The sequence below is a fragment of the Streptomyces sp. KL116D genome (genome assembly GCF_030766975.1).
GTDB lineage: Bacteria > Actinomycetota > Actinomycetes > Streptomycetales > Streptomycetaceae > Streptomyces > Streptomyces longispororuber_A.
The window spans coordinates 79,161-105,951 of sequence record NZ_JASERH010000026.1 but is presented as its reverse complement, the minus strand read 5'-3'; the positions used below and the strand labels follow the sequence as shown (position 1 = coordinate 105,951).

Sequence of the window (26,791 nt, the reverse complement as noted above, 5' to 3'; positions counted from 1 at the left end):
GGAGCGGGCTGTGTCCGGTGTGTACCGGAACACGGCCCGCTCTTTGCTTTCTTACGGTATCGATGGAATCGCATCGTGGTTACGATGCGACGGGAAGAGCGCATCCACCCGGCAGCACCTCATAGGGGAGGCGGGGGTCATGCGATCGGTGAGTCGCAGCGGACTGATGACCGCAGGTCTCGGGCTCGGTGCCGTCGGCGGATTCGTCGGCAGCCTGCTCAGGGAACGGAGCGCTCTGACAGCCGCCCGCGTCGCCGCGGGCGAAGGAAGCGAGGAACTGCCTTCATGGGGCGTCGGCTCGTACCGCTCACACTGGACAACCTTCCGGACCTTCCCAAGCGCTGCCGGTCGTGTGTCTTCTGGGAGCTGGACCCGGTCAGTGGCGAGGCCGCGGTAAAGGCGGGCACCCCCGAACTGGAGAAGGAAGCCTGGATCTCCGCGGTCCTCCTGGAGTGGGGGTCCTGCGGACGCGTCGTCTACGTCGATGACGTTCCGGTCGGCTTCGTGCTCTACGCTCCGCCCGCGTACGTCCCCCGGGCGGCATCCTTCCCGACGAGTCCCGTGTCCCCCGACGCCGTCCAGCTGATGACCGCGTGGATCATGCCGAGCTATCAGGGCCAGGGTCTGGGCCGGGTCATCGTGCAGACGGTCGCCAAGGACCTTCTGCGCAGGGGCTTCAAGGCGATCGAAGCCTTCGGTGATGCCCAGTGGAAAGAGCCGGCCTGCTTGCTGCCCGCGGACCATCTGCTCTCGGTCGGCTTCAAGACGGTGCGGCCCCATCCCCTGCACCCCCGGCTGCGCCTGGAGCTGCGTACGACACTGTCCTGGAAAGAGGACGTGGAGCTGGCGCTGGACCGGCTCCTGGGCGCCGTGCAGAAGGAACCCGCGCTTCGGCCCCTGTGACGGCCGCGGGGTGACTGCCTGGGAAACGCCGAACGGGCCGGCCCGGAGGGGCTGGCCCGTTCGTGTTTCACGTGAAACAGCGTCTGCCGTTCGCGAAAGGCGTCGTCGACTACTCGGCGATGAAGTCCTCAAGGTCGCGCACGATGGCGGCCTTCGGCTTGGCACCGACGATGGTCTTGGCGACCTCGCCACCCTGGTAGACGTTCAGGGTCGGGATCGACATGACGCCGTACTTGGCGGCCGTGCCCGGGTTCTCGTCGATGTTGAGCTTGACGATCTCGATCTTGTCGCCGTACTCGGCAGCGATGGCCTCGAGCGACGGCGCGATCTGGCGGCACGGGCCGCACCAGGCCGCCCAGAAGTCCACCAGGACGGGCTTGTCGCTCTTGAGGACGTCCTCGTCGAAGGAGGCGTCCGTCACGTTCTTCAGGTTGCCGGCCACAGCAGGCTCCTCATTTCTTGGGGGGAGGGTCGGGAGGGAAGTTCGGGTCAGACGCTGGCGGTCTGGGTCTTCTCGGGCTCGGCGGCCTCACCGTCGGCCAGCGCGGCCAGGAAGCGCTCGGCGTCGAGAGCGGCGGAGCAGCCGGTGCCGGCCGCCGTGATCGCCTGCCGGTAGGTGTGGTCCACAACGTCGCCGGCGCCGAAGACGCCCGTCAGGTTGGTGCGCGTCGAGGGGGCGTCGACCTTCAGGTAGCCCTCGTCGTCCAGCTCGAGCTGACCCTTGAAGAGCTCGGTCCGCGGGTCGTGGCCGATCGCGATGAACAGACCCGTCACCGGCAGCTCGGACGTCTCGCCCGTCTTGAGGTTGCGCAGCGTCAGACCGGCGAGCTTCGGGTCGCCCTTGATCTCGGCGACCTCGCTGTCCCAGACGAACTTGATCTTCGGGTCGGCGAAGGCGCGCTCCTGCATGGCCTTGGAGGCGCGCAGGGTGTCGCGGCGGTGCACGATCGTCACGGACTTGGCGAAGCGCGACAGGAAGGTGGCCTCCTCCATCGCGGTGTCGCCGCCGCCGATCACGGCGATGTCCTGGTCCTTGAAGAAGAACCCGTCGCAGGTCGCGCACCAGGAGACGCCACGGCCGGACAGCGCGTCCTCGTTCGGCAGACCGAGCTTGCGGTGCTGGGAACCGGTGGTGACGATGACGGCCTTCGCGCGGTGCACGGTGCCGGCGGTGTCCGTCACGGTCTTGATCTCACCGGACAGGTCCACGGCCACGACATCGTCGGGCACGAGCTCGGCGCCGAAGCGCTCGGCCTGGCCGCGCATGTTGTCCATGAGCTCGGGGCCCATGATGCCGTCCTGGAAGCCCGGGAAGTTCTCCACCTCGGTCGTGTTCATCAGCGCGCCACCTGCGGTGACGGCGCCCTCGAACACAAGCGGCTTCAGCGACGCGCGCGCGGTGTAGAGCGCCGCCGTGTAGCCGGCGGGCCCGGAGCCGATGATGATCACGTTACGGACGTCGCTCACGGCTTGATTCCTCGTCTCTGCGGGACTGCTGCGTACTGCCGGGGGAGCCTCTTCTCAGGACTCTCACCCCACCCAACGGATCCTACGGGGCATGCATTCCCGACGTGTCCGGGTGCACGTCGGGAGTGCGTTCGGGTGCCCCTCAGCGACGCTTGTAGGAGTGGGTGTACAGCAGCTCGCCCTTGGACGCGTGCCGGCTCACGCAGGAGGAATCCACGATGAACGCGGTCACCTGATGCGCCGGGTCGGACTCGTGGGGCAGGACGACGAGGTAGGCGTCCTTCCCCTGGTACGTGCCCTTCTCCACAGCCAGCGGGTCCTCGTTGCGCTGGGTGCCCTGCTGGACGCAGGGCGGCGCGTAGGGCGCCTGCTTCTTCATCGGCGAGTTCGAGCCCGGAGCCTTGGGCCCGGTGTCCTCGGTGCCGAACGGCTCCTTGCTGGACGGCCCTGTGCCGAGCAGCTTCGAGACCTTGGCCTGCAGCGTGCTCTGCGCGAAGGTGTCCGACGCGCTGCTCGTCGGCGCTTTCGCCGTCGGGGATCCGCCGGTGTTCTGCATCAGCAGCGCGCCCACCCCGAGCGCGGCCACCGTCAGGACGGAGCCGATGGCGGCGCCGGTGCGGCGCCGTGTGAAGCGAGGCTTGCGCCCCGGACCCGTGGCGGCGCGTGCGTGTCCTGCGGGCCGGTCCGTGGACCGCAGCGAGGGCTCGGCGGCGTCGGCCGTCGATGTTTCACGTGAAACAGGCTCCGTGGTTTCACGCGGCGGGGTCTCGGCGAGCTCGTGCTCCGGGACCGTGGTGACACTGTCCAGAAGCACTTCGGCGGCCAGTGCCGCGTCGATGCGCGTGGCGACGTCCTCGGGCATCCGCGGCGGACCCGGCAGGGTGCCGAGCATGCCGCGGATCTCCTCCAGGGAGGCATAGACGTCCGCGCAGAGCACGCAGCCGTCGAGATGACGCCGGATGTCGGAGGTGCGCGAGGGTGGCAGCAGGCCTTCGGCGAGATCGGAGATCTCGGTGACCTCCGGGTGCTCCGCCGTGTCGGTCGTGGATGTCACGCTCGCCCACCTCCGCCCTTCACCGCAGCCGAATCATTTGGTCCTGCGTCGTCCCGAGGACCCGCTGCGGGTGGGACGGATGTCCCCTGCGTCCGGTTCCTTCCAGGGGTCGGGTTCTCGCCACCTTCGGCACCTTCCTTGTCCCCGCTCTCCGTACGGAGATGGGTCAGGAGGGGAAGCAGTCTGGCTCTGCCGCGCGCACAGCGGCTCTTGACCGTTCCGGTGGGGACGTCGAGGAGCCGGGCGGCCTCAGCCACCGGGTAGCCCTGCATGTCGACGAGGACGAGCGCGGCCCGCTGGTCCGTCGGCAGCGATCCCAGGGCGGCCAGGAGCTCGCGGTGGAGGTCGTTGCGCTCGGCGGGCGCGGCCGCCGATTCGTGCGGCTCCAGGAGCTGGTCCAGGCGATCGGCGTCGTCCACGGGTGATGTCTTCCGCGATGCCATCTTGCGCGCCCGGTCCAGGCACGCGTTCACGGTGATGCGGTGCAGCCAGGTCGTGACGGCGGACTGGCCGCGGAAGGTGTGCGCGGCGCGGTAGGCGGAGACCAGCGCGTCCTGCACCGCGTCCGCGGCTTCCTCGCGGTCTCCCAGCGTCCGCAGCGCCACCGCCCACAGTCGGTCCCGGTGCCGTCGCACGATTTCGCCGAAGGCGTCCTTGTCCCCCGCGACGTGGCGGGCGAGGAGGTCCTGATCGCTCGCTCCGCCGTAGGCGTCGTCCACTGCCGAACCCCCTCCCCCTGGTGAGTCACGGTGTGCCGGTGGTCAGCCGGTGAACTTCACATCCGTGATGCCCTGCTTGTAGCCGGCCTGGCTGTACCCATCCTGACCCGCGTGCGGCAGTGCCGTCAGCCATACGAGTACGTACCGCGTCTTGACCGGCTTGTCGGCCTTGACGCTCGCCGTCTTGGCCCGGGTCTTGGTCTGGGGCCCGATCCGCTTCAGACCGTCCACGGAGGCCGGTGAGAGCGAGTCGGCCGCGTACAGCGAGACCGTGGTGTGGTCGCCGCCGTAGCGCAGCCCTATCGACGCGGCGGACACGTCCTGGGCCGAACCGAGGTCGTACACGATGCCGACACCCGGCTTTATGACCATGTCGGGGCCGTCGAGGAACGACTTGGTGCGCCAGTACGTGGAACTGTCGCCGTCGTACGTGTCCGCGACGTCGTTGGGCGCCTGGGGGTCGCCCTTGGCGACGTACTCCTGAGCGCCCTTGATGGTGTGCGGCTTGGCGGGCTTCTTGTCGTCCTTGCCGCCGTCACCGTCGGTCGTGTGCGTGGTCTCGGAGTCGCCGGACTTGCTCTGGTCCATGAGGGCGTCCGCGAGCTGCCAGCTGCCGAGCCCCAGCGCGGCGATGAGCAGCGCCGACACGGCCCACTTGAGGGCCTTGCCGGTACGGCTCTGCAGCGGGGGCGGCGGGGCGGGCACCGGCTGGGTGACGCCGGGCGCGGCCTGGCGGCCGTAGGTGCCCTGCTGGTAGGTGGTCCGCTGGTACTCCGGCGGAGCGGTGAAGGCGGGCTCCGGCGGGCGGATCCTGGGCATCTCGCCGATGGCCTTCACCAGGTCCTCCGGCGTGGTGCACGCGGGCTCCTGGCGGGACGCCGTCGCCCCGTCGTTGGCGAGCGCGCGCATGGCGAGCTCCGCGAGGCCGCGGTGCACGCCGGCCCGGACCTGGTCGGGCGCGATGAGGCCGACGCCCTTGGGCAGCCCCGACAGACCGTACGCGTCGTTCTCGTACGGCCAGCGCTGGGTCAGGGCGGCGTACAGCAGCGCGCCGATCGCCTCGGTGTCGGTGCGCTGCGGGGTGTCGGACGTGATGCCGCGCAGCGCGGCGTTCACGGCGAGGCCGCGGATGCGCCACTGGCCCGTGGAGGTACGCAGCACGGCGCTCGGCGTGAGCCGCAGATGGGCCAGGCCCTCGCGGTGTGCCGCCGCCATGGCGTGGGAGACCTGGTTGACCATCTGGTACGCGTCGTGCGCCTCGAGCGAGCTCACGGCGAGCAGCGCGGTCAGCTCCGTGGCGTCGGGCAGCCACTCGTGGACGACGTAGACGAGATCGTTCTCCTCGACGGCGTCGAGGACCTGGACGAACCGCGGGTCGCCGAGCAGCGCCGACGAGCGGGCCGCGGCGAGCACCGAGCGGGCCCGCGGATGATCGGCGGGCAGCAGGTGCACGCCGACGGCGCGGCGGAGCTTCTCGTCCACCGCACGCCAGCTGCTGAAACCGTCCAGACGGGTGACGCACTCCTCGAGCCGGTAGCGTCTGGCGAGCTTGTGCCCGCTGTGCAGCTCGGGTGGTGTCGTCTTCCCGGGGCTCACGTGTGTCCCCGTCTCCGCGGTGTCCGCGGGTTCCTCGCGTGCCGCCGTGTCCCGCTCCCCGGTCTGGGCCACCCCGTCGGCCGTGGCCTGCTCCGCCTTGTCCGCCTTGGCGGCCAGCGGCTCGTCGCCGCCGTTGTCGGCCACGTCGACGGCAGCCGTGCTCCGTTCCGCCACCGTCGTTCCTGCCTCCCCATCCGTTGCACTCACTGCGACGTCAAAGCCAATTGTGCCCACAGTCCGGCGCTATGCACGACACGCGGTAGCCGCCGATGGTTGCACGCACTTCCGGTCGGATCAGCGGCCGAGACGGCCACGCACCATTCCGACCATCGAATTGAGCTCCTCGATCCTCATCTTCCGGGCCGCCACGTAGAAGACTCCCAGCAGCACCGCACCTCCGACGACCAGTGCCGCGATCGATCCGACCGCGCCGTGGCCGAGGGCTTTCGTGAGCGCGTACCCGATTCCGCCGCCGATCACCGCGGCAGGCACGGACGCGAGGCAGAGGCGGGCGTACGTACGCACGACGTTCGGGCCGTCCAGGTCGCCGCCGAGCCGCTTGCCCAGCCGCTTCCAGGCGACGCCGACCCCGATCGCGTAGGCGAGACCGTACGAGAAGGCCATGCCGACGACCGCCCACCGGGCGGGCAGGATGACGTAGCAGACGGCCGAGGCGGCGGCGTTGACCGCGGCGACGATGACCGTGTTGTAGAAGGGCGTCCGGGTGTCCTCGTACGCGTAGAAGCCGCGCAGCACCACGTACTGCACGGAGAACGGGATGAGGCCGAGTCCGAACGCCATGAGGATGTAGCCCATGGACTGGGCGGCCTCGGTGCCGCTGGAGCCGAACAGCAGGGTGCACATCGGCACGCCGAGCGCCACGAACATGAAGGCGACGGGGACGATCGCCACCGCCGAGGTCCGCAGGCCCGAGGAGATGTCGTCGCGGACCGCTCCGGGGTCGCCGTCGTGCGCGGACCGGGAGATGCGCGGCAGCATCGCGGCCATGACCGAGACGGTGATGATCGCCTGCGGCATGCCCCAGATCAGCTGGGCGTTGGAGTAGCCCAGGATGCCGGTGCCCTTGACCGGGGACGCCTCGCCCGCGGCCGTGGCGAGCTGGGTGACGACGATGACGCCGGCCTGGTTGGCGAGGACGAACAGCACGGTCCACTTGGCGAGCTTCACGGCCTTGCCCAGGCCGTGGCCCTTCCAGTCGAAGCGGAGACGGAAGCGGAAGCCGGTCTCGCGCAGGTACGGGATCATCGCCAGCGCCTGCACGGTCAGACCGAGCAGCGTGCCGATGCCGAGGAGGCGGACGCCGTCGTCCGGGATCGTCGTCACGCCCATGTGGGACTCGGCCGCGGTGCCGTAGACCCAGATGAACATGCCGAACGTGAAGATCATGACGATGTTGTTCAGGACCGGGGTCCACATCATCGCGCCGAACTTGCCGCGGGCGTTCAGGATCTGGCCCATGACCACGTGCACACCCATGAAGAAGATCGTGGGCAGGCAGTAGCGGGCGAAGGTGACGCCGACGTTGTCGGCGTCCGGGTTGTTCGAGACCGTGCTCGACATCAGGTTGATCAGCAGGGGCGCGGCGACGACGACGATCACGACGATCGCCGCCAAGGCCACCATCACGAGCGTCAGCAGCCGGTTGGCGTAGGCCTCGCCGCCGTCATCGTCCTCCTTCATGGAACGGACGAGCTGCGGCACGAACACGGAGTTCAGACCGCCGCCGACGGTCAGGATGTAGATCATCGTCGGCAGCGTGTACGCGACGGTCCAGGTGTCACCGAGCAGTCCGGCGCCGAGCGCCGCGGTGATCACCATGGTGCGGACGAAGCCGGTGAGGCGGGAGACGAGCGTGCCCGCAGCCATCACCGCGCTCGACTTCATCAGGCTGGATGCGCGGCCGCCCTTCTTCGCGGGCGCCGGGGCCGGGGCGGGCGCGGCTGCCGGCGGAGGCACCGGCACGGGCGCCTGACCGAGGAACTGGGTCGGGTCGTCCACCGGCTGCTCCGCCGGGGCGCGGCCGCCGCCGTAGCCGGGCTGCTGGTCGCGGAAGAGGTGGGCGAAGGCGTCCGGCTCGTGACGCTCCTCGCTCGCCTGCGTCACGAGGTCGTCGACGCCCACGAACTGCGTCGTCCGCGCGTCGTCGCCGTACGGCAGGTACTGGGTGGCACTGTCCGGCTCCGGCGCGGGCGTCTGCGCCCACACGCGCGGGTCAGGCTGGTACTGGTTCGCGGGCGGCTGGGCGTAGAGCGGCTGCTGTTGCTGGTACGTGCCCGGGGGCGGCGGCGGGTGCGCGGCGCGGTCGTACAGCGCCTCGGTCACCGGGTCCTGGGCGGCCAGGTCGTTGGCCCGGTACGGGTCCTGGTCGTACGCGTCCTGGAGGTACGCGTCCTGCGGATACGCGTCGGGCGCGGGCTGGGGCGGCGGGACCTGTCCGCCTGCCCCGTGCGAGCCGGCGTACGGGTGGCCATCGCCCGAGGCAGAGCCGCCCGAGCCCTGGCCACGGTCACCGTCGTACGGCGCGTTCATGGATACCCCACCTCATCGTCCCCGGCCCACCGGCCACGACATCGCTCAACGGTCCACTCTCTCACCCGTCCCCGACGGGGCCGTGCTTTCGGAGGAGGTGTCAGCCGTCGGGTCACTCGGCTGCTGCGGAACGTCTGCCCGGGCGGTGGGAGCCGACTCGTCCTCCGGCGCGGGCTCCGCCGCGGCCTCCGAGTCGCTGTCCGGGGCGTCCTCGCCGGCCTTGGCCGCCTTGTCGGCGGCGGCGCGCTTGCGCTGGGTGTACATCCGGAACCCGGCCAGGACCAGCAGCAGGACTCCGCCGGCGATGACGAGCATCACGGTCGGTGTGACCTCGTTGGCATCCACCTGGAAGGACACCTCCTGGCCGTAGGCGTCACCGTCGCGGGTGAAGAGCTGGGCGTGGACCGTGACCGGGCCGGTCGCCTTGGCGGTGGTGGTGAACTTCACGGACTGGCTGTGGCCGCTGGAGATCTTCACCGGCTGGTCCTGGAACGTCTCGCCGTTGATCTTGAGGCGGGTGCCGTTGCCGGAGGTGAGGCGCAGGGTCAGGTGGTCGACGTCCTGCCACAGGTTGTTCTGCACCGACACCGGGATGGTGGCGCTGCGGCCGGAGAGCTTCACCTCGGACTTCTCGATCAGCATCACCTGATCGGTGAGGCCGCGCAGATAGATGGAGACCCCGTCCCGGAAGGTCGTCGCCGTGCCGGCCCGGCCCCGCCACGACGTGGACACCTCGCGGTCCATCGCCCGGCCGAACGGAGTCACCACGCGCGACTTGTCGGTGAGGATGACCTTGAAGTTCTCGAGGTCGCTCTCGGTGGCCGCGATCTGCTCGAAGGCGGGCGGCTTCAGCTCCTGCTTGCGGAGGTACGCCGGGTAGGAGCGCGGCACGCGGGTCGTGGCGCCCGGGTCGGGCTTCGCCTTGGCGGCGGCCGCCAGGCTCTGGGGCTGCGACCAGGTGCCGCTCTGCAGGATGCCGACCGCCTCGGCCATCGTCTGGGCCTGGCTCGCCGTGGGCATCCGCTGCGGGGCCACGACGACGCTGCGCTGCTTGTCCGTCTGCAGGTCGAACATGAGGCTCTGGGCGAGGAACTCCTGCACGGCGAGCGTGGACCTCTCGGCGCCCGTCATGTCGCCCTGGAACGCCGTCGACAGCCGTGCGTCGGCGACCACGGCCGTGGCCCCGCCGCCGATGGGGCGCGCGGCGGACGGGGTGTACGTGAGGGTGCCCGTCTCCCGGAGGCTGTCGCTGCGCGCGATGATCTTGTCCGCGCCCGCGGACGTCGCGACCTTGACGATGTCGGGGTCGACGGCGCCGTCGGCGGGCCAGGCGTACGAGGTGTCCGGCTTCACGTGGAGGATCGTGTCCACAGTCTTCTCGGCGGCGTCCGTGGCGTTCTTGAGGTGGCCGAGGGAGCCGGAGACCTTCGTGCCGCTGTGGGCGAGGGAGGCCAGGTCCGGGTCCGCGAACGGCAGCGTGACCACCTTCTGGCCCTGCACCGCGGTCTCCAGTTCGCTCAGCCACGCCTTGGCCGTCGACTGGTCCTTGCCGGACGTGAGCTTTCCGTCCGCTTCCTTGATCTTGTACGACTCCGTCATCGCGTCGACGGAGGCCAGCAGGTCGGGGTCGATCACCCAGGTGACGTCGAGTTCGCTGCCGAGCTCCAGCATCTGCTGGAGGCGGCCGCCGGCGCCGATCTGCTCGGCCAGGCTGTCGTCGTTGAAGACGGGCGTCTGCTCTTCGTTCGTGCCCGTCTCGGCCGTCAGGTGGGTGCTGGAGATCAGCGGCCACAGCACCGTGGTCTTCGTCCGGGGGCCGGCGCCGTCGGGCTGCCAGGGCAGGAAGCTCCGCTGGATGCCCAGCGTCTGCGGGTACGGCTGCGCGGCCGTCTGACCCATGAGGGCGACGCTGATCTGGTAGACGCCCTCTGACCCGAGCTGCAGCGCCTTCGCCGGGACGGAGAGCGTGAAGTCCTGCTGTGCGCCGGGCGCCAGCGTGGCGACCTTCTTGGCGTACTTGCCGCCGATCTCCCGGCCGTCGGGCGTGCCGCCCGTGCTGCTCTTGGCGGCGGCGTCGATCTGGGAGCGGCCGCCGTAGGACGTGCCGACGCGCAGGGCCAGGTGCGCGCCGGTGACGGCCTGCTTGCCGTTGTTGGTGATCCGGCCCTTGACGGTGATCGTGTCGCTCTCGCTCGGCGCGCCGGGCGTGAGCTGGTTCACCGCGACGTCGACCGTGGTCGTGCCCGTCGCGGCGGCCGTGGCCGCGGACGGTGCCGAGGCCTGGGCGGGAGTGGCTCCGGACAGCAGGGGGAGCGCCGCCACGAGCGGCGCCGCGGCGAGCAGGGCTCCCGCGTGCCGCAGCAGTCGGCGGGCAGGTGAGGGACTCATCCCTGGGAAGTCTGCCGCCTCGGCCACGCGCTCGTCCGTCCCTCGTCGTCGTCAGTGGTCGCAGATGTGTCCACGCATGGTAACGAGGAGCACTGTGGCTGAGTGCCCGGGTCTGCCTCACAAGATCGTGGAGCCAGAGTAGGGGGCCGCCCGGACGGTCCGACCGGTGGCCCGGCAAACGGTTCGGTGCGGGCCGCCCGGGCCACGTACCCTGTCCTGTTGTGCCGAACGCCAATGAAGACAACCCCAGTGCCCTGAGCCAGGTACAGCGTCTCGCGGTCAGCGAGCTGCTGCGGGTCTCGCCTGTCGCGGACGACCTCGCCCGCCGATTCCAGGAGGCCGGGTTCTCTCTCGCCCTGGTCGGCGGTTCGGTCCGGGACGCACTGCTCGGCCGGCTCGGCAACGACCTGGACTTCACCACCGATGCCCGCCCCGAGGACGTCCTGAAGATCGTGCGCCCGTGGGCCGACGCGGTGTGGGAGGTCGGGATCGCCTTCGGCACCGTCGGCTGCCAGAAGGACGCCCGCGTCGACGGCGTCGACCAGAGCTTCCAGGTCGAGGTCACGACCTACCGCTCCGAGGCCTACGACAGGACCTCGCGCAAGCCCGAGGTGTCCTACGGCGATTCGATCGAGGAAGACCTCGTCCGTCGCGACTTCACCGTGAACGCGATGGCCGTCGCGCTCCCGGAGAAGGACTTCATCGACCCGCACGGCGGCCTGGACGACCTCGCCGAGAAGGTCCTGCGCACACCCGGCACCCCCGAGGACTCGTTCTCGGACGACCCGCTGCGGATGATGCGGGCCGCCCGGTTCGCCGCGCAGCTGGACTTCGAGGTCGCTCCCGAGGTCGTCGCGGCGATGAAGGCGATGTCCGGTCGTATCGAGATCGTCTCGGCGGAGCGTGTCCGGGACGAGCTGAACAAGCTGATCCTCTCGGCGCACCCGCGCAAGGGGCTCACCCTGCTCGTCGACACGGGCCTCGCCGACCACGTCCTGCCCGAGCTGCCCGCCCTGCGCCTGGAGCGCGACGAGCACCACCGGCACAAGGACGTCTACGACCACACGCTGATCGTCCTGGAACAGGCGATGGCGCTGGAGACCGAAGGGCCCGACCTGACCCTGCGTCTCGCGGCGCTGCTGCACGACATCGGCAAGCCGCGTACGCGTCGCTTCGAGAAGGACGGCCGCGTCTCCTTCCACCACCACGAGGTGGTCGGCGCGAAGATGACGAAGAAGCGCATGACCGCGCTCAAGTACTCCAACGAACTGGTGAAGGACGTCTCGCGCCTGGTCGAGCTGCACCTGCGCTTCCACGGCTACGGCACCGGTGAGTGGACGGACTCCGCCGTGCGTCGCTACGTACGCGATGCCGGGCCGCTCCTGGGCCGGCTGCACAAGCTGACCCGCTCCGACTGCACGACGCGCAACAAGCGGAAGGCCAATGCCCTCTCGCGGGCGTACGACGGCCTTGAGGAGCGCATCGAGCGGTTGCAGGAGCAGGAGGAGCTGGACTCGATCCGGCCCGATCTGGACGGCAACCAGATCATGGAGGTCCTGGACGTGACGCCGGGGCCGGTGATCGGTCAGGCGTACAAGTTCCTGCTGGAGCTGCGTCTGGAGAACGGGCCGATGGAGTACGACGCGGCGGTGGCGGCGCTCAAGGAGTGGTGGGCCGCCCGCGAGCAGGACTGACACCCACGACATCACTCGGGGCTTTGTTTCACGTGAAACAGAGCCCCGAGTCGTGTCTGGGTTGTCGGCCGGGAGGCGTTGTTTCACGTGAAACAACGCCTACGTGTGTCCGACCGAACGGCAACCCCTAGCGCGTGCGGAAGCGGGACACGGCGATCGCGACCGCTCCGTAGAGGGCGGCCACCAGGACCACGAGCTGGATCGAGCGGCCGTCCGGCGGAAGCATCAAGGCCGCCACTCCGGCCGCGCCGACGAACGAGACGTTGAACAGCACGTCGTAGACGGAGAAGATCCTGCCGCGGAAGCCGTCGTCGACGGACGACTGCACGACCGTGTCAGTGGCGATCTTCGCGCCCTGGGTGGTGAGACCGAGGACGAAGGCGGCCACCATGATCGGCGCGGGCTCGAAGGTGAGCCCCAGAGCCAGCTCCAGGATCGCCGCGACGCCGGCGCAGATCATGATCCAGCCGCCGGCTCCGAAGCGCCCGACGGCGGTCGGTGTGATGGCTGCTGCCACGAAGAAGCCGGCCCCCGAGATGCCCACGGCGAGGCCGAGCAGGGCCAGGCCTTCGGACTCCGTCGACGACCAGGCGTACCGGCAGAGCATCAGCACCATGACCAGAAGGGCGCCGTAGCAGAACCGCATCACCGTTATCGCGGCCAGCGCGCGTGTGGCCGCCGGCCGGGCGGTGAGGTGGCGGACGCCCGAGAGCAGTCCCTGTGCGGTGCCGGCCAGCGCGGCCCGCAGCCGGGGCTGCACCAGCTCGGGATCCGGGCCGAGGAGCTGTACGTCCATCCGCAGGGACGCGAGTGCCGCACAGAGATAGAGGAAGGCGCCGAGCAGAACGACCGCCGCGTCGGAGTCCGAGGCGAGCAGGCGGACACCGAAGGCGAGGCCACCGCCCAGTGTCGCGGCGAGGGTCCCCGCGGTTGGTGAGAGCGAGTTCGCCATGACGAGACGGTCGGCGTCCACGACCCGCGGCAGCGCCGCCGAGAGGCCCGACAGGACGAAACGATTGACCGCGGTCACACAGAGGGCCGATGCGTAGAAGAGCCAGTCCGGTGCGTGACTCAGCATGAGGACGGCCGTCACGGACGCCAGCAGGACCCGCAGGAGATTCCCGTAGAGGAAGACCTGGCGGCGGCGCCAGCGGTCGAGGAGGACGCCCGCGAAGGGTCCGACGAGCGAGTACGGCAACAGCAGGACGGCCATCGCCGAGGCGATCGCCCCGGGCGAGGTCTGCTTCTCCGGGGAGAAGACGACGTAGGTGGCGAGCGCGACCTGGTACACGCCGTCCGCGCCCTGGGAGAGCAGCCGCAGCGTGAGCAGGCGCCGGAAGTCACGCAGGCGCAGCAGTACGCGCAGGTCACGGACGACAGCCATGAGGCACAGCCTCACATACGAGGAAGGCCCCTGGAACGCACGACGTGTGCGATCCAGGGGCCTCGACAACCCTTGGGCGATCGGTGTTTCACGTGAAACACCGCGCGGCCCGGTCAGCGGGAGGTCAGCGCTCGACCTCGCCCTTGATGAACTTCTCGACGTTCTCGAAGGCCTCGTCGTCGAAGTACTGAACCGGCGGGGACTTCATGAAGTACGAGGACGCGGAGAGGATCGGGCCACCGATGCCGCGGTCCTTGGCGATCTTCGCGGCGCGCAGGGCGTCGATGATGACACCGGCCGAGTTCGGGGAGTCCCAGACCTCGAGCTTGTACTCGAGGTTCAGCGGGACCTCGCCGAAGGCGCGACCCTCGAGGCGGACGTACGCCCACTTGCGGTCGTCGAGCCACGCGACGTAGTCCGACGGGCCGATGTGGACGTTCTTCTCGCCCAGCTCACGGTCACGGATCTGCGAGGTGACGGCCTGCGTCTTCGAGATCTTCTTCGACTCGAGGCGGTCACGCTCGAGCATGTTCTTGAAGTCCATGTTGCCGCCGACGTTGAGCTGCATGGTGCGCTCAAGACGGACACCGCGGTCCTCGAACAGCTTCGCCATCACGCGGTGCGTGATGGTCGCGCCGACCTGCGACTTGATGTCGTCGCCGACGATCGGGACGCCCGCCTCGACGAACTTGTCCGCCCACTCCTTGGTGCCGGCGATGAAGACCGGCAGAGCGTTGACGAACGCGACCTTGGCGTCGATGGCGCACTGGGCGTAGAACTTCGCCGCGTCCTCGGAACCGACGGGCAGGTAGCAGACGAGAACGTCGACCTGCTTGTCCTTGAGGATCTGGACGACGTCGACGGGGGCCTCGGCGGACTCCTCGATCGTCTCGCGGTAGTACTTGCCCAGACCGTCGAGCGTGTGGCCACGCTGAACCTGGACGCCCGTGTTCGGGACGTCGCAGATCTTGATGGTGTTGTTCTCGGAGGCGCCGATGGCGTCCGCGAGGTCGAGGCCGACCTTCTTCGCGTCGACGTCGAACGCGGCGACGAACTCGACGTCGCCGACGTGGTAGTCGCCGAACTGGACGTGCATGAGGCCGGGGACCTTGGTCTCCGGGTCAGCGTCCTTGTAGAACTCGACGCCCTGCACCAGCGAGGCGGCGCAGTTGCCCACGCCGACGATGGCTACGCGAACCGAACCCATTCCGGTTGCTCCCTGTGTGTACTGGTGAAGTCCTGATCGGACTTCACGTGGCGGTGTCGTCGGACGGATCCGGCCGGGTGCTGTCCCGGTGCCGGGGCAGGCCGCCCGTCTCTCCAGATGTGTCCTGCTGAGCTGCGTCCCCCGGGCCCGACCGTCGCTGGTCGCGGCCCGCGCGCTCGCTCTCGATGAGCTCGTTCAGCCAGCGCACTTCGCGCTCCACGGACTCCATGCCGTGGCGCTGCAGCTCGAGCGTGTAGTCGTCCAGGCGCTCCCGGGTGCGGGCGAAGGAGAGGCGCATCTTCTCGAGGCGCTCCTCCAGCCGGCTGCGACGGCCCTCGAGGACGCGCATCCGCACATCACGCGACGTCTGCCCGAAGAAGGCGAATCGCGCGGCGAAGTGCTCGTCCTCGTACGCATCGGGGCCGGTCTGCGAGAGCAGGTCCTCGAAGTGCTCCTTACCTTCCGCCGTCAACCGATAGACGATCTTGGCGCGACGCCCTGCGAGTGGTGTCGCCAGGGCATCGGCGGGATTGTTCCCCGACTCCTCGATCAACCAGCCGTTGGCGACCAGCGTCTTGAGGCAGGGGTACAGCGTCCCGTAACTGAAGGCTCGGAAGACGCCGAGCGACGTATTGAGTCGTTTGCGCAGCTCATAGCCGTGCATCGGGGACTCACGGAGCAGGCCGAGTACGGCGAACTCAAGGATGCCGGAGCGCCGGCTCATGTCGCCTCCTCACTGTCGCGGTCCCGTATATCGACTCTTTATGTCGTGCTGATGTATCGGCTCGATACATCTCGACGATAGAACGACCCTGCGACTGCGACAAGAGGGATCACGGTGAACGGCGTCACATCACCGATTCGTAGGAAGCAACTTGCCTGATTTGGGGTGAACTTCGGCCCTAGGAGGGTTTTGACGGTGCGTAGTCTGTCCGCCATGCAGACCACCGGGAACCAAGTGACGCCTGGGGGCGTCGTCGTCCCCGGGGCAGTGCGGGTGAGTGCCGGACGAGGCACATCCGTACTTCGGGGGGACCGGAAACCAGCTGCCGTCCAGGCGCGCATGCCGCGCCTGCCCGAGGAGTAGTCGTTCGATGAGCGAGCACCGTCGCAAACCGCCGCCGCCGCAGGGTGGCGGGCGCGCCGCGGCCCGTCGCGGAGCATCCGGAGCGTCATCGGGCCGTCGCGCGGCACCGCGTGGCAGCACCGCTTCCCCCTCCGATTCCTACGGTGGCCCGAGTCCGTCGGGTTCGTCCGGGAGCGCGGGCGAGGACCGTCAGTGGGGCGGCCGTGCCGAAGCGCGCCGCGCGGCCCAGCGCAGTACCGGCGGCGGCAGGCGCAGGGCGCCTGACGGCGGCGCCGGACGCGGTGGCGCAGGTGGCGGCGGCCGCCGTGGTGGCGGGGGCCCCGGAGGCCCGAACGGGCCGGGGCGCGGACGGGGTCGCCCGGGGAAGAAGAAGTTCATCGATTACCCGCGTGCTTACAAGGACGGGTGGCGACGGTGGATGCCGTCCTGGCGTCTGGTGACGGGCGTGTGCGTCGGCTTCTTCGGGAGCCTGATGGTGGCGGCCGGCATCGCGTACGCGTTGGTGGACACGCCGAAGGAGGCCCTGACCGCCAAGGCGCAGAACAACGTCTACTACTGGGCCGACGGCAAGCAGATGATCGCGACCGGTGGTGAGACCAACCGGCAGATCATCAAGTACGAGGACATCCCGAAGTCCATGCGCTACGCCGTGATGTCGGCGGAGAACAAGACCTTCGAGACCGACAAGGGCGTCGACCCGATGGGCATCGCCCGTGCCGTGTTCAACATGGCCAAGGGCGGCGAGACGCAGGGCGGCTCGACCATCACGCAGCAGTACGTGAAGAACGCGATGCTGGACGACCAGTCGCAGACGGTCTCGCGAAAGTTCAAGGAGCTCCTCGTCTCCATAAAGGTCGGCCGCACGGTCGACAAGGACGTGGTCATGGCCGGGTACCTGAACACGGCCTACTACGGGCGTGGCGCCTACGGCATCCAGGCCGCGGCTCGTACCTACTTCGGCAAGGACGCCTCGGATCTCAACGCGAGCCAGACCGCCTTCCTCGCGGCCGTGCTCAAGGGCGCCACGTACTACGACCCTGCTGGTTCGCCCGAGATCGATCCGCTCAACGCGACGGCGGCGAAGAACCGCCAGCGTGCCGAGGACCGCTGGAAGTGGATCCTCGACGAAGAGGTCAAGGACGGCCGTCTGTCGGCTTCGCAGCGGAGCGACTTCGACAAGAAGGGCTTCCCGAAGCTGCAGAACCCCCGTACCAACGCGCAGCTCGGCGGTCAGATCGGTTACCTCGTCGACCTGGCCAAGGCGTACGTCATCAACAACAGCGGCGGGCGGATCACCGCCGAGAAGCTGCAGCAGGGCGGCTACGAGATCCACACCACCTTCGACAGGAAGAAGGTGAAGGAGCTCGAGGACGCGGTGAAGAAGGTCCGCAAGGAGAACCTCGACCCCAAGCGCAAGTTCAAGGGCGAGTACGTCGACAAGTACGTCCAGTTCGGTGGCGCGTCCGTGAGCCCCAAGGACGGGGCCATCCAGGCCATCTACGGCGGTGAGGACGCGACCAAGCACTTCACCAACAACGCCGACGTCACCGGTGCCCAGGTCGGTTCGACCTTCAAGCCGTTCGTGCTGGCCGCGGCCTTCAAGTACGGCGTGCGGGATCCGGACGGCCTGGCGGACCAGGGCGAGTCCGAGCGCACGATCGTCTCGCCGAAGAGCCTGTACAGCGGCAAGAACAAGCTCAAGATCGAGACGTACGACGGCGTGCCCTGGAAGGACCAGAAGGGCAAGGAGTGGCTGCAGACCAACGACGGCGGCGCCTCCTACAACCGGCCGAGCTTCCAGATCGACCTGCGTGAGGCGATGCGGGAGTCCGTCAACTCCGCGTACGTCCAGCTGGGCATGGACGTCGGCCTCGACAAGGTCAAGGAATCCGCTCAGAGCGCCGGCATCCTCGATGGCAGCTTCGCCAGCGCCAACTTCCCGTCGTTCTCCCTCGGTACGTCCGACCCGAGCGCGATCCGGATGGCGGGTGCCTACGGGACGTTCGCGACCAGTGGCCAGCAGAACGACCCGTACTCGGTGAAGTCCGTCGACCACGAGGGCGAGACCGTCTACCGGCACGAGGCGAAGCCCAAGCGCGCCTTCGACCCCCAGGTCGCCGACAACGTGACCGACGTGCTCAAGACCGTCGTCGACAAGGGAACGGGTACCGCGGCGCGGCTGCCGGGCCGGGACGTGGCCGGCAAGACCGGTACCACCGACGGCAACAAGTCCGCTTGGTTCGTCGGCTACACGAAGCAGCTGTCCACCGCGATCACGATGTACCGGATGGACGACAACGAGAAGGCCAAGGACCGCAAGTTCCTGGAGATGTACGGAACGGGTGGCCAGGACAAGATCCACGGTGCGTCGTTCCCGGCCGAGATCTGGCACGACTACATGTCCCAGGCGATGAAGGGCCTGAAGTACGAGTCCTTCCCGACGCCCGAGCCCATCGGCAAGGTGATCGGCGAGACTCCGAGCCCGACGCCGACCCCGTCGGCCACCGCGCCGCCGTCCTCGTCCGCTCCGCCCTCGCCGACCCCGAGCCAGTCGACGGCCGATCCCTCGCCGTCGACCAGCGAGAGCTGCAGCCAGTGGGACTGGAACTGCAACCAGAACGGCGGTGCTGCGAACGGCGGTGCGGCGGACGGTGGCACGACGGACGGCGGAGTGACGTCGACGCCGACGGCCACCGAGACCGACGGCAACGGAAACACCAGAGGGAACGGAAACGGAGGAACCCTCTTCGGCGGAGGAGGCTGACCGGGGCAGCACCAACGCTCCGTGTTTCACGTGAAACGCTGCGTGTTCCACGTCGATCGAGGGCCGTCGCACCGACCAGGTGCGGCGGCCCTCGCCGCGTTCTCAGCCGCGTACGGCAGGATGTGCGGCATGCCCAGTGCAGAGACGACACGAGCGAACCCGCAGCAGCCGGACCCCGTGCGGCCGACCAGAGAGGACGAGGTCGCGGAGGCCGGCAGCGAGTTCATTGGAGGCCCCATCGGACGGCGTGCCCTGCTCGGCCGCTCGTGGTGGACCCCGGTGCGCGTCATCGCGCTCGTCATGCTGGGCATGTTCGCGCTCGGCATGGTGCAGAAGTTCCCCTGCTACGACGGCGCCTGGTTCTACGGGGCGAGCTCCCAGTACACGCACGCGTGCTATTCGGACATTCCGCACCTCTATCAGGGGCGCGGGTTCGCCGACGGGCTCGTCCCTTACTTCGACAAGCTGCCCGGCGACATGGACTACCTCGAGTACCCGGTCCTCACCGGTGTGTTCATGGAGGTCGCCGCGTGGCTGACGCCCGGCAGCGGATCCATCCAGCACCAGGAGCAGGTGTACTGGATGGTCAACGCCGGGATGCTGATGATCTGCGCCGCGGTCATCGCCGTCTGCGTCGCCCGCACCCACCGCAGGCGGCCCTGGGACGGCCTCCTGGTGGCCCTGGCGCCCGCGTTCGCGCTGACCGCCACCATCAACTGGGATCTCTTCGCCGTGGCCCTCACAGCGGCCGCCATGCTGATGTGGTCGCGCGGGCGTGCCCTTGCCTTCGGCGTGCTGCTGGGACTCGCGACCGCCGCCAAGCTCTACCCCGTCCTGCTCCTCGGCCCGCTGTTCGTGCTGTGCTGGCGGGCGGGCAAGTGGCGGGACTTCGGGGTCGCGACGCTCGGGGCGGCCGGAGCCTGGCTGGTCGTGAACCTACCGGTGATGATCATGGCGCCGGACGGCTGGTCGAAGTTCTACACGTTCAGCCAGGAGCGCGGTGTCGACTTCGGCTCCTTCTGGCTGGTCATCTCCCAGCACATGGACTCGCCGCTCGACACCGACGTCGTCAACACGCTGGCCACGGCCCTGATGGTGCTGGCCTGCCTGGGCGTCGCGGCCCTCGCGCTGACCGCCCCCCGCCGGCCGCGCTTCGCGCAGCTCGCGTTCCTGGTGGTCGCCGCCTTCATCCTCACCAACAAGGTCTACTCGCCGCAGTACGTCCTGTGGCTGATCCCGCTCGCCGCTCTGGCCCGCCCGAAGTGGCGGGACTTCCTGATCTGGCAGGCGTGCGAGGTCGCGTACTTCCTGGGGATCTGGCTGTACCTCGCGTACACCACCAGCGGCGACAAGCATCAGGGCCTGCCGACGGACGGCTACCAACTGGCCATCGCCGCACATCTGCTGGGCACGCTGTACCTCTGCGCCGTCATCGTGCGGGACATCTGGATGCCCGACAGGGACGTCGTGCGGCGCTCCGGGGACGACGACCCGTCGGGCGGCGTGCTGGACGGGGCGGAGGACGTCTTCGTGCTCGGGTACGCGGCCCATCCCCCACGGCACGCGGGCCACGGCGGCGAGCAGCCCCCGGCCGTGAACTGGGGCGCGGATCCCGGCGATTGGGGCAAGGACCCCGGGCGTTCACTCTGAGCGAACCGGGCCCGTGACGGGAACGAGGAAGGGGCCGCGCACCTCCTGGGTGCGCGGCCCCTTCTTCATGCCCTGTGGGTGGTGCTCCGGCTCAGCGGTCCACGATCCGGTCGAACTGCGTGGTGGTGTGCCGCAGATGGGCGACCAGTTCCTCGCCGACCTTCGGCTCGGCGGCGTCCGCCGGCACGAAGAGGATCGACACCTGCATGTGCGGCGGTTCGGCGAACCAGCGCTGCTTGCCCGACCAGACGAACGGCGCGAGGTTCCGGTTCACCGTCGCGAGACCGGCCCTGGCGACGCCCTTGGCGCGCGGCATGACGCCGTGCAGCGCCTTCGGGGCCTCCAGGCCCACGCCGTGCGACGTACCGCCCGCCACGACCACCAGCCAGCCGTCGGAGGCGGCCTTCTGCTGGCGGTAACCGAACCGGTCGCCCTTCGAGACGCGGGTGACGTCCAGGACGGCGCCGCGGTACTCGGTCGCCTCGTGGTCGCCCAGCCACAGCCGCGTGCCGATCCGGGCCCGGAAGCGGGTCTGGGGGAACTGCTGCTGCAGACGCGCCAGTTCCTCGGCCTTGAGGTGGCTGACGAACATGGTGTGCAGCGGGAGGCGGGCCGCACGCAGGCGGTCCATCCAGCCGATGACCTCCTCGACGGCGTCCGAGCCGTCGGTGCGGTCCAGCGGCAGGTGGATCGCGAAGCCCTCCAGGCGGACGTCCTGGATGGCGTGCGCGAGCTGCGGCAGGTCCTGCTCGCTCACGCCGTGCCGCTTCATCGAGGACATGACCTCGACGACGACGCGGGCGCCGACGAGGCCGTGCACGCCGTCGACGGAGGAGACGGAGCGGATGACGCGGTCGGGCAGCGGCACCGGCTCCTCGCCGCGCCGGAACGGAGTCAGGACCAGCAGATCACCGCTGAACCAGTCCTTGATCCGGGCGGCCTCGTACGTGGTCCCGACGGCGAGGATGTCGGAGCCCAGGCGGGTGGCCTCCTCCGCGAGCCGTTCGTGGCCGAAGCCGTAGCCGTTGCCCTTGCAGACGGGGACGAGCCCCGGAAACTGCTCGAGCACGTGCTTGTGGTGTGCCCGCCAGCGCGCGGTGTCGACGTAGAGCGTGAGCGCCATGGCCGGTCCCGGAACCTTTCTCGTGGCTGCGGTGTATCAGAGGTATGAAGAAACTTTGGAGCTACGTGAATTGTGCCGGGTCCGCCGCGAAAGCGGAGCAGGGAGTGCCGAGTCGAGTCGGTACGGGCCCCGTGCACGCCCTGCGGTCAGCGGCGCGACATGTAGATGTCGAGGGCCTTGTGCAGCAGCTTGTTGAGCGGGAAGTCCCATTCGCCCAGGTATTCGGCGGCCTCGCCACCCGTGCCGACCTTGAACTGGATCAGGCCGAAGAGGTGGTCCGTCTCGTCGAGCGAGTCGCTGATGCCGCGCAGGTCGTAGACCGTGGCGCCGAGTGCGTAGGAGTCGCGGAGCATCCGCCACTGCATCGCGTTCGAGGGCCGGACCTCGCGGCCGATGTTGTCGGAGGCGCCGTAGGAGTACCAGACGTGACCGCCGACGACGAGCATCGTGGCCGCCGAGAGGTTCACGCCGTTGTGGCGGGCGAAGTACAGCCGCATGCGGTTGGGGTCCTCGGTGTTGAGGGCCGTCCACATGCGCTGGAAGTACGAGAGCGGGCGCGGCCGGAAGTGGTCGCGCACGGCCGTGATCTCGTACAGCCGCTGCCACTCGGCGAGGTCCTGGTAGCCGCCCTGGACGACCTCGACACCGGCCTTCTCGGCCTTCTTGATGTTCCGGCGCCACAGCTGGTTGAAGTTTTTGTGGACCTCTTCCAGGGAGCGGTTCGCGAGCGGCACCTGGAAGACGTAGCGCGGCTGCACGTCGCCGAAGCCGGCGCCGCCGTCCTCGCCCTGCTGCCAGCCCATGCGGCGCAGCTTGTCGGCGACCTCGAAGGCACGCGGCTCGATGAAGTCCGCCTCGATGTCGCGCAGGCGCTTCACGTCCGGGTCCTGGATGCCCTTCTTGATGGAAGCGGCTTCCCAGCGGCGGATGATCACCGGGGGGCCCATCTTCACGGAGAAGGCACCCTGCTGCTTCAGATGCGCGAGCATCGGGCGCAGCCAGTCGTCGAGGTTCGGCGCGTACCAGTTGATGACCGGACCCTCGGGCAGGTACGCGAGATACCGCTTGATCTTCGGCAGCTGGCGGTACAGCACGAGGCCCGCGCCGACCATCTCGCCGGTGCGGTCGTCGAACCAGCCCATGTTCTCGGAGCGCCACTCCGCCTTGACATCTGCCCATGCCGGGACCTGCATGTGGCTCGCCGCGGGCAGGCTCTGGATGTATGCCAGATGCTGCTCTCGGCTGATGGTCCTCAGGGTCAGGCTCATTCGGGGCGCTCCTCGGGCTGGTGTGTCCCCATGGGTACAGGGGCTCCGGCTCTCGCGCCGAAGCCTACTGCGCCCTGCGAGCGCCCCGACTGGCCGTATGGGAGGTCGGGCTCCGAGGGGGGCCTGACCTCAGCCGATGACCCCGCCGAAAAGGCCTCCGTGGGCCATCCCGATGAAGAAGCCGACGGCCGAGGCCCCGAGGCCCAGGATCAGGCCGAAGCGTTCCCGGGTGGTCTCCGAGATGAACTGGCCGTAGGCCCCCGTCAGGATCCCGACCAGCCCGGCCCAGGAACTGAGGAGATGGAGCCCGCTCCAGATCGAGGTGATGATCGCGATCGCACCGAGCACGGCGGTCACGGCGAGCAGGGTGTCCGGAAGGGGATGGGCCTTGCCATCGGTCGCGAAGAGGGACGACGAGGCCGTGCTGTTCGGTCGCATTACTTGTGCCATAGCGGCACCTCCTGCGGAAGGCGGCGCATCGTAGCGCCATACACACCCGATGTGTACAGATTGCGGTGCTCCGCTGTCGGATTTCAACCGGAAGCCGAGGTGCGGGTAGTCTGTACCGTCTGCATTGGTGTCTGCCCACGTCCCGACCAGGGGCTGATACCCACTGATCTGCAGGGTTCTCCTCGCGAGGCCCGATTGTCAGTGGTGGCCGATACCGTTGCTCACGCATAACAACCCTCCTGCCACGGAACGACCGTGGCCGCTGAGTCCAAAGGAGGTGGGTTCCACATGCGTCACTACGAGGTGATGGTCATCCTCGACCCCGATCTGGAGGAGCGCGCTGTCGCCCCCCTGATCGAGAACTTCCTCTCCGTCGTCCGCGAGGGCGCCGGAAAGGTCGAGAAGGTCGACACCTGGGGCCGTCGTCGTCTCTCGTACGAGATCAAGAAGAAGCCTGAGGGCATCTACTCGGTCATCGACCTGCAGGCCGAGCCTGCGGTCGTCAAGGAGCTCGACCGCCAGATGAACCTGAACGAGTCGGTCCTCCGGACCAAGGTCCTCCGCCCCGAGACCCACTGAACCTCGCGGTTCAGTCCCTCGGGATTCGAGTAGCAGCAAGCAGTCCGCAGCAAACCCGCCGAGAGGTACCCCATGGCAGGCGAGACCGTCATCACGGTCGTCGGCAATCTTGTCGACGACCCCGAGCTGCGCTTCACCCCCTCCGGTGCGGCGGTCGCGAAGTTCCGTGTCGCGTCCACTCCCCGCACCTTCGACCGTCAGACGAATGAGTGGAAGGACGGCGAGAGCCTGTTCCTGACCTGCTCGGTCTGGCGTCAGGCGGCGGAGAACGTCGCGGAGTCGCTCCAGCGAGGCATGCGCGTCATCGTGCAGGGCCGGCTGAAGCAGCGGTCCTACGAGGACCGTGAGGGCGTCAAGCGCACGGTCTACGAGCTGGACGTCGAGGAAGTCGGCGCCAGCCTCCGCAGCGCCACGGCCAAGGTCACCAAGACCAGCGGCCGCGGTGGCCAGGGCGGTTACGGCGGCGGTGGCGGCGGCCAGCAGGGCGGCGGCGGTGGCAGCTGGGGTGGAAACTCCGGCGGCTCCGGCGGCGGTCAGCAGGGCGGCGGCGGTGCTCCCGCCGACGACCCCTGGGCGACCGGTGCCCCTGCCGGCGGCGGCCAGCAGGGCGGCGGCGGTGGCGGCTGGGGCGGAAGCTCCGGCGGCTCCGGCGGCGGCTACTCGGACGAGCCCCCCTTCTAGGGATCACCGCCTTCCGGGGCTGGGCTCGTACCCCAAACTTCTTGATCACACAGGAGAAACACCATGGCGAAGCCGCCTGTGCGCAAGCCTAAGAAGAAGGTCTGCGCATTCTGCAAGGACAAGGTCACGTACGTGGACTACAAGGACACGAACATGCTGCGGAAGTTCATTTCCGACCGCGGCAAGATCCGTGCCCGCCGCGTGACCGGCAACTGCACGCAGCACCAGCGTGACGTCGCCACGGCCGTGAAGAACAGCCGTGAGATGGCGCTGCTGCCCTACACGTCCACCGCGCGATAAGGGAAGGGTGACCGAAAAATGAAGATCATCCTCACCCACGAGGTCTCCGGCCTCGGCACCGCCGGCGACGTCGTCGACGTCAAGGACGGGTACGCCCGCAACTACCTGGTCCCGCGTGGTTTCGCGATCCGCTGGACCAAGGGTGGCGAGCAGGACGTGGCGCAGATCCGCCGCGCCCGCAAGATCCACGAGATCGCGACCATCGAGCAGGCCAACGAGATCAAGGCCAAGCTCGAGGGTACGAAGGTCCGTCTGGCCGTCCGCTCCGGCGACGCCGGTCGTCTCTTCGGTTCCGTCACGCAGGCTGACGTCGCTTCGGCGATCGAGACCGCTGGTGGCCCGAAGGTCGACAAGCGCCGCGTCGAGCTGGGCTCGCCGATCAAGACGCTGGGCGCCCACGAGGCGACCGTGCGTCTGCACCCCGAGGTTGCCGCCAAGGTCAACGTCGAGGTCGTCGCTGCCTGAGCACTGCCCTGAGCAGCGCTGAAGCGATATGTGGGGCCGCACCCTTCGGGGTGCGGCCCCACATGCTTGTCGTCCGGGTTTCACGATGCGCCGTTTCACGTGAAACGGCACGCTTCGGTCAGCGGGTCGCGCCGGTGACGGCCCAGCGGCCCGAGCGGTAGCGGGCCCAGAGCGTCAGCATTCGTACCGCCATCATCAGCGTCATCGCACCCCACAGGGCGGTGAGTCCGCCGCCGAAGGCCGGTACGAGAAGTGCCACCGGGGTGAAGACCGCCAAGGTGACGATCATGGCCCAGGCCAGGTAGGGGCCGTCGCCGGCGCCCATGAGGACGCCGTCGAGCACGAACACGATCCCGCAGATCGGCTGGGAAAGCGCCACGACGATCAGAGCGGGCAGCGCTGCGTCCTGTACGACCTGGTCGCTGGTGAACAACGGGACGAACAGTGGTCGCGTGACGATCACCAGAAGCCCCAGGACCAAGCCCGCCGCGATGCCCCACTGCACCATCCGACGGCAGACGTCGCGTGCGCTGTCGGCGTCATCGGCACCGAGATAGCGGCCGATGATGGCCTGGCCCGCGATCGCGATGGCGTCGAGCGCGAAGGCGAGCAGGTTCCAGAGGGACAGGACGATCTGGTACGCCGCCACGTCCGCGTCTCCGAGCCGGGCGGCGACCGCTGTCGCGATCATCAGGATCGCGCGGATCGAGAGGGTACGGACGAGCAGAGGTGCTCCTGCTTGTGCACAGGCCCGGATGCCCGCGGCGTCGGGGCGCAGAGAGGCACCGTGGCGTCGGGCTCCGCGGACGACCACGACGAGGTAGACCGCGGCCATGCCGATCTGGGCGATGACGGTGCCCCAGGCGGATCCCGCGATGCCGAGATCGGCACCGTAGACGAGTCCCACGTTGAGCACGCCGTTGGCGACGAAGCCGGCTACGGCCACGTACAGCGGGGTCTTGGTGTTCTGCAGACCGCGCAGGACGCCGGTCGCGGCCAGGACCACGAGCATCGCCGGGATGCCCAGGGCGGAGATCCGCAGATAGGTGACCGCGTACGGGGCCGCGGTGTCCGAGGCGCCGAAGAGGCTCACCAGGCCGGGGGCGGTGGGCAGGACGATCGCTATGACGGCGGCGCCCAGGAGCAGGGCGAGCCAGATGCCGTCCATGCCCTGCTGGATCGCGGCGCGCAGATCGCCCGCGCCGACGCGGCGGGCGACGGCCGCCGTGGTCGCGTAGGCGAGGAAGACGAAGACGCTGACCGCGGTCGTGAGGAGGGCCCCGGCGATGGCGAGGCCCGCCAACTGGGCCGTGCCGAGATGGCCCACGATGGCGCTGTCGGCCATGAGGAAGAGGGGCTCGGCGACGAGCGCGCCGAAGGCCGGAACGGCGAGGGCGACGATCTCTCGGTCGTGCCGGCGTCGAGCGGCCTTGGGTGTCGCGGGAGCCTGTGTCATGGGCAC

At 69.1% G+C, this 26,791-nt stretch carries 22 protein-coding genes; 8 read left to right on the top strand and 14 right to left on the bottom strand.

What is annotated here, in order from left to right; all coding sequences use genetic code 11:
* Positions 1-285 precede the first annotated feature (285 nt).
* Entirely contained in the window at positions 286-903 is a 618-nt protein-coding gene (locus RBJ77_RS08330) for a GNAT family N-acetyltransferase (RefSeq protein WP_372344346.1), read from the top strand.
* A gap of 109 nt (positions 904-1,012) precedes the next feature.
* Here the strand turns inward: RBJ77_RS08330 and trxA are convergent, their stop codons facing one another.
* From trxA to RBJ77_RS08295, 7 genes are all read right to left on the bottom strand, one after another.
* Positions 1,013-1,345: a thioredoxin gene (gene trxA / locus RBJ77_RS08325; RefSeq protein WP_111663056.1), complete on the bottom strand. Its 333-nt coding sequence runs from the start codon at positions 1,343-1,345 to the stop codon at positions 1,013-1,015.
* 47 nt (positions 1,346-1,392) lie between these two features.
* A complete protein-coding gene (gene trxB / locus RBJ77_RS08320; protein WP_372344345.1) occupies positions 1,393-2,370 on the bottom strand; it encodes a thioredoxin-disulfide reductase in 978 nt (325 codons plus the stop codon).
* A 142-nt stretch (positions 2,371-2,512) separates the two neighbouring features.
* On the bottom strand, positions 2,513-3,424 hold the full coding sequence (locus tag RBJ77_RS08315; RefSeq protein ID WP_372344344.1) for an anti-sigma factor: 912 nt from the start codon (positions 3,422-3,424) through the stop codon (positions 2,513-2,515).
* Complete coding sequence (sigM, locus tag RBJ77_RS08310; protein ID WP_372344343.1) at positions 3,421-4,143, bottom strand: RNA polymerase sigma factor SigM; 723 nt, start codon at positions 4,141-4,143, stop codon at positions 3,421-3,423. Before sigM ends, RBJ77_RS08315 begins: the two co-directional genes overlap by 4 nt.
* A 42-nt stretch (positions 4,144-4,185) precedes the next feature.
* Positions 4,186-5,913 (bottom strand): protein kinase family protein, encoded by a 1,728-nt coding sequence (locus RBJ77_RS08305; RefSeq protein WP_372344342.1) that lies wholly within the window; start codon positions 5,911-5,913, stop codon positions 4,186-4,188.
* Between the two features lie 120 nt (positions 5,914-6,033).
* Positions 6,034-8,289 (bottom strand): murein biosynthesis integral membrane protein MurJ, encoded by a 2,256-nt coding sequence (murJ, locus tag RBJ77_RS08300; protein ID WP_372344341.1) that lies wholly within the window; start codon positions 8,287-8,289, stop codon positions 6,034-6,036.
* A 45-nt stretch (positions 8,290-8,334) separates the two neighbouring features.
* Entirely contained in the window at positions 8,335-10,677 is a 2,343-nt protein-coding gene (locus RBJ77_RS08295) for a DUF6049 family protein (protein ID WP_372344340.1), read from the bottom strand.
* Between the two features lie 221 nt (positions 10,678-10,898).
* Here RBJ77_RS08295 and RBJ77_RS08290 point away from each other — a divergent pair, with 221 nt between their 5' ends.
* Positions 10,899-12,371: a CCA tRNA nucleotidyltransferase gene (locus tag RBJ77_RS08290; protein ID WP_372344339.1), complete on the top strand. Its 1,473-nt coding sequence runs from the start codon at positions 10,899-10,901 to the stop codon at positions 12,369-12,371.
* Positions 12,372-12,498: 127 nt separating this feature from the next.
* On the opposite strand, the gene RBJ77_RS08285 is transcribed toward RBJ77_RS08290, so the two are convergent.
* The 3 genes from RBJ77_RS08285 to RBJ77_RS08275 form a co-directional block, all read right to left on the bottom strand.
* Positions 12,499-13,755 (bottom strand): MFS transporter, encoded by a 1,257-nt coding sequence (locus RBJ77_RS08285; RefSeq protein ID WP_372344338.1) that lies wholly within the window; start codon positions 13,753-13,755, stop codon positions 12,499-12,501.
* A 124-nt stretch (positions 13,756-13,879) separates the two neighbouring features.
* Positions 13,880-14,962 (bottom strand): inositol-3-phosphate synthase, encoded by a 1,083-nt coding sequence (locus RBJ77_RS08280; protein ID WP_372344337.1) that lies wholly within the window; start codon positions 14,960-14,962, stop codon positions 13,880-13,882.
* A gap of 43 nt (positions 14,963-15,005) precedes the next feature.
* Positions 15,006-15,686, bottom strand: coding sequence for a PadR family transcriptional regulator (locus RBJ77_RS08275; protein ID WP_255970654.1), 681 nt, complete (start codon positions 15,684-15,686; stop codon positions 15,006-15,008).
* Between the two features lie 370 nt (positions 15,687-16,056).
* Between RBJ77_RS08275 and RBJ77_RS08270 the strand changes: the two genes are divergently transcribed.
* Positions 16,057-18,813 (top strand): transglycosylase domain-containing protein, encoded by a 2,757-nt coding sequence (locus tag RBJ77_RS08270; protein WP_372344336.1) that lies wholly within the window; start codon positions 16,057-16,059, stop codon positions 18,811-18,813.
* Between the two features lie 129 nt (positions 18,814-18,942).
* Positions 18,943-20,463, top strand: a complete 1,521-nt coding sequence (locus RBJ77_RS08265; protein ID WP_372344335.1) for a glycosyltransferase family 87 protein — start codon at positions 18,943-18,945, stop codon at positions 20,461-20,463.
* 91 nt (positions 20,464-20,554) lie between these two features.
* Here RBJ77_RS08265 and RBJ77_RS08260 read toward each other — a convergent pair whose 3' ends face one another.
* From RBJ77_RS08260 to RBJ77_RS08250, 3 genes are all read right to left on the bottom strand, one after another.
* Positions 20,555-21,586: an alanine racemase gene (locus tag RBJ77_RS08260; protein ID WP_372344334.1), complete on the bottom strand. Its 1,032-nt coding sequence runs from the start codon at positions 21,584-21,586 to the stop codon at positions 20,555-20,557.
* Positions 21,587-21,732: 146 nt separating this feature from the next.
* Positions 21,733-22,854, bottom strand: a complete 1,122-nt coding sequence (femX, locus tag RBJ77_RS08255) for a peptidoglycan bridge formation glycyltransferase FemX (protein WP_255970660.1) — start codon at positions 22,852-22,854, stop codon at positions 21,733-21,735.
* 129 nt (positions 22,855-22,983) lie between these two features.
* Positions 22,984-23,304 carry a hypothetical protein gene (locus RBJ77_RS08250; RefSeq protein ID WP_372344333.1) on the bottom strand — a complete coding sequence of 107 codons (321 nt, stop codon included), beginning with the start codon at positions 23,302-23,304 and terminating at the stop codon, positions 22,984-22,986.
* Between the two features lie 288 nt (positions 23,305-23,592).
* Between RBJ77_RS08250 and rpsF the strand changes: the two genes are divergently transcribed.
* The 4 genes from rpsF (at position 23,593) to rplI (ending at position 25,329) form a co-directional block, all read left to right on the top strand.
* Positions 23,593-23,883, top strand: coding sequence for a 30S ribosomal protein S6 (gene rpsF / locus RBJ77_RS08245; protein ID WP_037615007.1), 291 nt, complete (start codon positions 23,593-23,595; stop codon positions 23,881-23,883).
* A 72-nt stretch (positions 23,884-23,955) separates the two neighbouring features.
* Positions 23,956-24,564 carry a single-stranded DNA-binding protein gene (locus RBJ77_RS08240; RefSeq protein WP_372344332.1) on the top strand — a complete coding sequence of 203 codons (609 nt, stop codon included), beginning with the start codon at positions 23,956-23,958 and terminating at the stop codon, positions 24,562-24,564.
* A 63-nt stretch (positions 24,565-24,627) separates the two neighbouring features.
* Positions 24,628-24,864 (top strand): 30S ribosomal protein S18, encoded by a 237-nt coding sequence (gene rpsR / locus RBJ77_RS08235; protein WP_003949403.1) that lies wholly within the window; start codon positions 24,628-24,630, stop codon positions 24,862-24,864.
* Positions 24,865-24,882: 18 nt separating this feature from the next.
* Positions 24,883-25,329 (top strand): 50S ribosomal protein L9, encoded by a 447-nt coding sequence (rplI, locus tag RBJ77_RS08230; protein ID WP_018529699.1) that lies wholly within the window; start codon positions 24,883-24,885, stop codon positions 25,327-25,329.
* 118 nt (positions 25,330-25,447) lie between these two features.
* Here the strand turns inward: rplI and RBJ77_RS08225 are convergent, their stop codons facing one another.
* On the bottom strand, positions 25,448-26,785 hold the full coding sequence (locus RBJ77_RS08225; protein WP_372344331.1) for an MATE family efflux transporter: 1,338 nt from the start codon (positions 26,783-26,785) through the stop codon (positions 25,448-25,450).
* Positions 26,786-26,791 lie beyond the last annotated feature (6 nt).

Coding starts and splice junctions, on each gene's coding strand:
- RBJ77_RS08270 (WP_372344336.1), top strand. CDS start 16,057: ATGAGCGAGCACCGTCGCAAACCGCCGCCGCCGCAGGGTGGCGGGCGC.
- RBJ77_RS08295 (WP_372344340.1), bottom strand. CDS start 10,677: ATGAGTCCCTCACCTGCCCGCCGACTGCTGCGGCACGCGGGAGCCCTG.
- RBJ77_RS08250 (WP_372344333.1), bottom strand. CDS start 23,304: ATGGCACAAGTAATGCGACCGAACAGCACGGCCTCGTCGTCCCTCTTC.
- murJ (WP_372344341.1), bottom strand. CDS start 8,289: ATGAACGCGCCGTACGACGGTGACCGTGGCCAGGGCTCGGGCGGCTCT.
- RBJ77_RS08280 (WP_372344337.1), bottom strand. CDS start 14,962: ATGGGTTCGGTTCGCGTAGCCATCGTCGGCGTGGGCAACTGCGCCGCC.
- RBJ77_RS08225 (WP_372344331.1), bottom strand. CDS start 26,785: ATGACACAGGCTCCCGCGACACCCAAGGCCGCTCGACGCCGGCACGAC.
- rplI (WP_018529699.1), top strand. CDS start 24,883: ATGAAGATCATCCTCACCCACGAGGTCTCCGGCCTCGGCACCGCCGGC.
- RBJ77_RS08240 (WP_372344332.1), top strand. CDS start 23,956: ATGGCAGGCGAGACCGTCATCACGGTCGTCGGCAATCTTGTCGACGAC.
- rpsR (WP_003949403.1), top strand. CDS start 24,628: ATGGCGAAGCCGCCTGTGCGCAAGCCTAAGAAGAAGGTCTGCGCATTC.
- RBJ77_RS08275 (WP_255970654.1), bottom strand. CDS start 15,686: ATGAGCCGGCGCTCCGGCATCCTTGAGTTCGCCGTACTCGGCCTGCTC.
- femX (WP_255970660.1), bottom strand. CDS start 22,854: ATGAGCCTGACCCTGAGGACCATCAGCCGAGAGCAGCATCTGGCATAC.
- RBJ77_RS08285 (WP_372344338.1), bottom strand. CDS start 13,755: ATGGCTGTCGTCCGTGACCTGCGCGTACTGCTGCGCCTGCGTGACTTC.
- RBJ77_RS08330 (WP_372344346.1), top strand. CDS start 286: ATGGGGCGTCGGCTCGTACCGCTCACACTGGACAACCTTCCGGACCTT.
- rpsF (WP_037615007.1), top strand. CDS start 23,593: ATGCGTCACTACGAGGTGATGGTCATCCTCGACCCCGATCTGGAGGAG.
- RBJ77_RS08260 (WP_372344334.1), bottom strand. CDS start 21,586: ATGGCGCTCACGCTCTACGTCGACACCGCGCGCTGGCGGGCACACCAC.
- RBJ77_RS08265 (WP_372344335.1), top strand. CDS start 18,943: ATGCCCAGTGCAGAGACGACACGAGCGAACCCGCAGCAGCCGGACCCC.